Below are 5,976 nucleotides of genomic sequence, written 5' to 3'. Positions count from 1 at the left end.
TGAGTAGATATACCCCTTCGGTCGACTCTGGACGAGCCGGCACTTGACTTTGCCGCCGAGTACAGCAAACATGACAAGATGGGAAGGTGGACCATGAACAGGGTTGTCACACCGATAGTCGCTGCAGGCCTTGTCATCGTCGGTCTGACCGGCATGATCGTGACCGCGGCGTACCTCCATCCTGTCGCTCCCATCGGAACAACACCCGCGAGCGGCATGGACGCCATGTTCATCGAGCAGATGATCCCTCACCACGACGATGCGATCGAGATGGCGGAACTGGCGCTCACGCGTGCCGAGCATCCCGAGATCAAACAGCTTGCGGCAGACATCAAGCGGACTCAGACCGCCGAGAACGCACAGATGCGGACCTGGTACCGGGAGTGGTTCGGTGTCCCTGATGTCGGCCGTTCGCCCCAGATGATGGGCGGCATGATGGGCCCTGGCGCTATGGACATGGCTGACCTCGAGGTCGCCGAGCCTTTCGACAAGGCGTTCATAGAGGCGATGATCCCCCACCACCAGACCGCGATCATGATGTCGCGGATGGCCGGCGGTGCTTCCGGAAGGCCCGAGATGCGTGAACTCACGTCAGCGATCATCGAGGCGCAGAGCACGGAGATTGAGCAGATGCGGACCTGGTACGAGGAATGGTACGGACGCTGATCTTCGCGATCGGCACCTGACAACCAAAGGAGCTGGACACACCATGATGGGTCGAGGATACGGTTACGGTTACGACATGATGGGTAGTTACGGCTGGTTCGGTGCGTTGCTCATGTTCTTCTTCGGCGCACTGGTCATCGCCGGGATCATGCTTCTTATCATCTGGGCGGTGAGAGCCTCGGCAAGTCATCCAGCCACTGGCGGAGGGACATTGCCGCCTGGAGCGGTTGGGCACGATGAGGCTGTCGCCATCGCCAAGCGCAGGTGTGCGAGCGGTGAGATCACGACGCAGGAGTACGACGAAATCATGCGTGCGCTCAGCGGTTAGCGATGCCGGAGCACCAGCACGTCACGGGTCCTCACACACAGCACTCCGGACCCCCGGCCAGCGGTGGTCGATCGCACGAAGCACATGAGAGCAGTCGGCACGAAGGTCACTCGCCCGGCTTATGCCGTCCCAGGCCCATCGACGGAATCCTGACGGCACCACGTCGGATGTGGATCTCGAGCAGCTGCAACCGGGCGACGTGGTCGTGGTCAAGCCCGGAGAGAATATCCCAGCCGATGGAGATGTGCTCAAGGGACGCTCCTCGGTCGATGAGTCGATGCTTACCGGTATCTTCGAGCCTTTCGTCCAGTTGCAGCAGCCGGGTGTCGCGAAGTCGAGAAGAACCGGGCTCGGACTTCCGCTATGCCGGCAATTCGCGACGCTGATCGGCGGAGAGGTGCCTGCTAGTTTCTTTGAGGTAAGCACGGCTCGGGTCACTCGCTACCATTCTGTTAGAACATTTGTTAGAAGCTACTTCCCGCACACGAGTTGGACGGCCGCCCGATCGTACTCATCGAACCCTGGGATTGAGTCTCTCGTCCGCGGATTCACTGCAAGCCGGAGTGAACACACAAGTTGCTCGAAGTTGGTGCTGGGGTTGCCGTCGGTATCCATTCCCTCATGGCGCGATCGGAGTTGCACTGATCGGCCGGCGGCATCAACCAGTGATACCATAGTTGGCTGCGGCGGATGCTCCTTGCTGTAGTTCCCGTACTCCGTGGACAGCACCGTCTCCGCAGCAGCACATGATGTCAATGAGCTCGTGTGATCACGCTTCTCGAGAATCAACCAGAGTTCAAAGCACGGATTACTGATGGCGACATTGACTCCCAACGCATGCGCTTTCGCGGCGGCTAATCTTGCCCGGCGAATACGATCAGGGCTCACTTCAACATCGAATACTGCCCACGCTTCGTCAAACTCGACAGCCGCCGGAATCTGACGTCGCCTTCGGGCATCCGCGCTTTGCTGAAGTTCATAGGCGAGTTCGACGAGTGCCAGTGGGTCTCCTGGGCAGTTCGACACGACCCGGACCCCGTCGCGAGTGAACCGCCACATGTCGCGTATACCCTGGAGATATGCGGGTTCGGTCTCGTCTCCCTCTGTGACTACTACTAGTGTCTTTGGCTGGTCCAGTCGCGCCGCCGCACGACCGCTCGGTCTAGGCGCCATCTCTAGTTCTCGCCATTCGGAAAGTGAACCAACGGAAGAGCGCCGTAACGCCCGGAGATATAGCCCCTCGTCAGGAGCTCGTCATTCCGCGGACGGTAATCGGTCAGAGGATAAACAGTCGTACGACCCACTTCGTCTCGTTCCGTGAACCAGACTTGGTCGCGCCTGAGTACGCCGGAATCCAGCAGCATCGGATTGTGCGTCGTGAAGATGACTTGAGCACCCGAAATGTTCCTACGACCGAAGAACAACTTAAGGAGTTCCTCGACCAGTGTCGGGTGCAGACTAGTCTCTAGTTCGTCCAACAAGAAGACGTGTCCATTCTGAAGCGCGTCCAGCCACGGCCCCGCCAACTGGAAGTAACGCTGGGTTCCATTGGACTCTTGCTCCAGATCGATTCCGTGCAGGTCGCCCTCCATTCCACGGTGACTAAGAGTGACATTCAGGGCTTCAACGGTCTCTGTCCGCTCAAGAATGCGAACCAGTGCAGGAGGCAGTTCGTCGCGGAACGGCAGATCGGCCAGGCCGACCTGCTTCCGGGTCACGAGTGCATCGGCCACGTTCATGTCGGCAGCTCTCAGCAGTTCCATAATCTCCGATCGCAGTCTCCCGCCTGCGTCCAATTGGCCTGCAGTGAAATGCGGCCCAAAACCCGCAGGCGCAAGGTCTGCGAACTGCAAGGACTCAGCAAACCACTGATGCAGAGGAATCAGCGCCGTGTCATTGAACTGAGGGCCGACCGACAGGAGCAACGTGTCGGAACGCACCTTCTTTCGAATCGCTGGATCGATCTCGTAAGTGTCGCCCGACGACCACAGGTAGCGATTCGCGCTATTCGACCAGCGACGCCGGAACCACTTGACCCTGAGACCGGCATCATCAAACGAATTCAGATACTCGACGTGAACACGATCAGGAGTCACGGAGAAGCCATACTGATACAGCCGTCCCGCCACGACGAAGAATGCCTCGAACTCCGATGGTCTCGTTGCGGACTCACGGTCCAGCACGAATGGCAACGTACCAGTAGGTGCATCGAGCGGCTTCATGTGGGATCCCGCAACGAAGGAGCCCATGAAGGCAAGTGCCTTCAGCAAGTTGCTCTTGCCGGCTGCGTTAGGCCCGTAGATTGCGGCACCCTTCAACAGGCCACTGCTCAATCCCGGCACATTCAGGTGCTTGACGTTGTCAGGATGGTCCTTGTACCGCTTGGCAGCCTCTAGGCTGATTGACTGGCGCTCTCTAATGGACCGGAAGTTCGAGACTGCGAACTCGACTAACATCGGGCACCCCTTCCTGTGGATACAAGAGTGATACGACACATTATCACCGTTTTGCGTGATTTTGTCACGCTATTTCACGTTTTCTCGGCATAACCACCATCTGGCCTTAGCGCCCGCTGCCTTATAGGTCGTCAGAATCGCCCAAAATTATGGAAGCGAGCTGACACGGCGGCACTGCTGGTGGTTGCAGCATGCACCTCGGCTAGAAAGCGGGAACGAGGTCCGCGCTCCGCATCGGCTTCGGCCACCGAATATGGACAGAGGTCCGCGCTCGCCATGGCGTAGGACTCGGCCTTGAGGCGCTCGATCTGCACGATCGTGCCGTCAAGATCAAAGATGAAGAGCCTCATCATCGGAGCCTCCCCACGCGTCAGTAGCGACCGGTCAGGTAGTTGATCTCGTAGGCGAGCGACGGATACGACCAGGTGACGGTCTTGAGCTGGGCGACCGTGAGTCCGAACTTCACCGCCAGCGTGAAGACGTTGATCACCTCATCTGCGTCGACGCCGAGCAGATGGGCCCCAACGATCGTGTCTGATTGCTTGTCGATGACCAGGACGGCGCCACCGGTATCGTTGCCCACGCGCGTTTGCGTGAACCACCCGCTCATGTCGAAGAACCGGCTCTCGAGGTTGTCGTCGCTCTCAGCAAAATCGGCGTCTACGCCGACGCGCGCCATAGGAGGGTCGCTGAAGATGACGCTCGGGGTCGCAGCCGTGTCGAACTCTTCGTCACCGCCGAGGATGTTTGCGGCAGCGACTTCCCCCTGTGCACCGGCGACCGGTGTGAGCGGCATGCCGATGGCGGCCGCGTCGCCAATGGCCCAAACCTTCGGATTGCTCGTGCTCCTCAATCGGCGATCGACGGTGACACCGCGCCGGGACTGCTCGATGCCGGCCGCGCTCAGATCCAGTTCTTGAAGATCAGGCACCCGTCCGGCGCCGTGAACAACGAGGTCGGTTTCGATGCGTGCGGTAGGTGTGACGACGATCAGCCCGCCTTCCGATTTCTCGACACGCTTGACCGGGGCGTCAGTCAACACGTCGATGCCGAGCGAGGAGTACCGCTCGGCGAGCATGCCTGCGAGCGTGGGATCGAAGCCCTTGAGCACCTGAGCGGAGCGATGGACGATGGTTGCCTGCGCGCCCGCATGATGCGCGATGGCGGCGAATTCGAACGAGATGTAGCCACCGCCTATGAACGCGATCCGCGCTGGCAGACTCTCAAGCCCGAGGAAGTCTTCACTCGTATTGACGTACTCCTCGCCCTCGATTCCGAGTTCCATCGGGCGTGCACCGGTGGCGACGACGAACGCATCGGCGGTGATGCTTGTATCACCGACCCGCAGCTCACCTTCCGAGACGAACGTGGTCGGACCGTGAATCGTCTCGATGCCCAGCTCACGCATCCAGTGCTCTGTCCTGGCAGGCACGGGATCCGTGTATGAGCGCTTGAAGGCCATCAGCTCCGGCCAGTCGATGGAACACGCGCCGCTGACACCCTTCCCGACCAGCATCGCGCTTCTGCCGATTGCCTCAGCGCCCGCCAGCAGCACCTTCTTTGGGACACACCCGCGAAGGGAACAGGTCCCCCCGTAGGGCCGGCGGTCGATGACCGCGACGCTCTTCCCCGCCTTGGCGCACTCGGCGGCCACCGTCTGTCCTGATGCACCACTACCGATGATGGCGACGTCGAAATGAGGCATCGTCTCTCCAAGTCTTGGATCCGAGCAGGAAAGTCTATCCAAGGGTATCTTACCCTTCATCCACTACGAAGGGCTTCGAGCATGAGAGCTGACATCGTTCTCGGTGCGCGCTTCCCGGACTACGAGCTGCGGGATCACAAGAGCAGGCCGCACAAGCTGTCCGAGCCGCTGTGAACCTGAACCGGCTGGGGCTCCGCGAAAACCTTATCTCCGACCTCTCGCCGCTTGTCGCCAATCCGGGGCGTGCTGGTCAGTTACTGACCTGACGAGGGGACTCTAACCCTCGTATGCCTGCATCCATACTCCGAGGCCTCGGACAACCTGCTCTGGCGCGAGACTCCATACTGGCACCCCCTCGTCTCCGCGCGGTATCCTGAGCCCTCACCCGCGAGTGGCGCTTGCCAGGGTAGGAGCCGTGTCACAGATCAGCCAGCTGCGGTGTCTATATCACAGGAGAGGGTGACCGGTTCGGGCATCCCGGTGGACACGGCAGCAGGAGGTTCTTAATGCAAGGAGGAGGAGTGCTCTCGATGGAAGCGCGCGCAGCATCCGGCCCGCACGATTTCGAATCCTTGTTCTCCTCCGAGCGAACAAGGATCGTACGGCACCTCCGGTACCTCACTGGGGATCTGCAGGTCTCTGAGGATTTGGCGCAGGAGGCGTTCGTGCGGCTATGGGAGCGTGCAGCCGCCGATGGATCAGGAGCTGTGCGCGACCCCGGTCCTTGGCTACTGCGCGTAGCGTCCAACCTAGCCTACAACCACTTCCGAGCCGAGGAGCGCCGCCGGGCGCGCGAAGACCGGGCCGGTGTGCAAGACGCT

7 protein-coding genes and 1 pseudogene are annotated in these 5,976 nt (G+C 60.3%); 4 read left to right on the top strand and 4 right to left on the bottom strand.

All coding sequences use genetic code 11. From position 1 onward, the window contains the following. Nucleotides 1-216 precede the first annotated feature (216 nt). The 3 genes and pseudogenes from KGZ89_07880 to KGZ89_07870 all read left to right on the top strand — a co-directional run bounded on the left by KGZ89_07880 (nucleotide 217) and on the right by KGZ89_07870 (nucleotide 1,295). On the top strand, nucleotides 217-666 hold the full coding sequence (locus KGZ89_07880; GenBank protein ID MBS3974766.1) for a DUF305 domain-containing protein: 450 nt from the start codon (nucleotides 217-219) through the stop codon (nucleotides 664-666). Nucleotides 667-709: 43 nt separating this feature from the next. Further along, a complete protein-coding gene (locus KGZ89_07875) occupies nucleotides 710-994 on the top strand; it encodes an SHOCT domain-containing protein (protein ID MBS3974765.1) in 285 nt (94 codons plus the stop codon). A gap of 121 nt (nucleotides 995-1,115) precedes the next feature. After that, nucleotides 1,116-1,295, top strand: a pseudogene (locus KGZ89_07870) (cation-translocating P-type ATPase). 170 nt (nucleotides 1,296-1,465) lie between these two features. Here the strand turns inward: KGZ89_07870 and KGZ89_07865 are convergent. The 4 genes from KGZ89_07865 to KGZ89_07850 all read right to left on the bottom strand — a co-directional run bounded on the left by KGZ89_07865 (nucleotide 1,466) and on the right by KGZ89_07850 (nucleotide 5,155). Then, on the bottom strand, nucleotides 1,466-2,167 hold the full coding sequence (locus KGZ89_07865) for an RloB domain-containing protein (protein ID MBS3974764.1): 702 nt from the start codon (nucleotides 2,165-2,167) through the stop codon (nucleotides 1,466-1,468). A gap of 2 nt (nucleotides 2,168-2,169) precedes the next feature. Beyond that, complete coding sequence (locus tag KGZ89_07860; protein MBS3974763.1) at nucleotides 2,170-3,450, bottom strand: AAA family ATPase; 1,281 nt, start codon at nucleotides 3,448-3,450, stop codon at nucleotides 2,170-2,172. Nucleotides 3,451-3,581: 131 nt separating this feature from the next. Next, on the bottom strand, nucleotides 3,582-3,803 hold the full coding sequence (locus KGZ89_07855; GenBank protein ID MBS3974762.1) for a hypothetical protein: 222 nt from the start codon (nucleotides 3,801-3,803) through the stop codon (nucleotides 3,582-3,584). Nucleotides 3,804-3,820: 17 nt separating this feature from the next. Beyond that, nucleotides 3,821-5,155, bottom strand: coding sequence for an NAD(P)/FAD-dependent oxidoreductase (locus tag KGZ89_07850; GenBank protein ID MBS3974761.1), 1,335 nt, complete (start codon nucleotides 5,153-5,155; stop codon nucleotides 3,821-3,823). A 530-nt stretch (nucleotides 5,156-5,685) separates the two neighbouring features. Between KGZ89_07850 and KGZ89_07845 the strand changes: the two genes are divergently transcribed. Then, on the top strand, nucleotides 5,686-5,976 hold a 291-nt coding region (locus KGZ89_07845; GenBank protein ID MBS3974760.1), incomplete at its 3' end, for a hypothetical protein.

The sequence above is a fragment of the Actinomycetota bacterium genome, from assembly GCA_018334075.1.
Taxonomy (GTDB): domain Bacteria; phylum Actinomycetota; class Coriobacteriia; order Anaerosomatales; family UBA912; genus JAGXSC01.
This window is presented reverse-complemented; position numbering and strand designations above follow the sequence as displayed.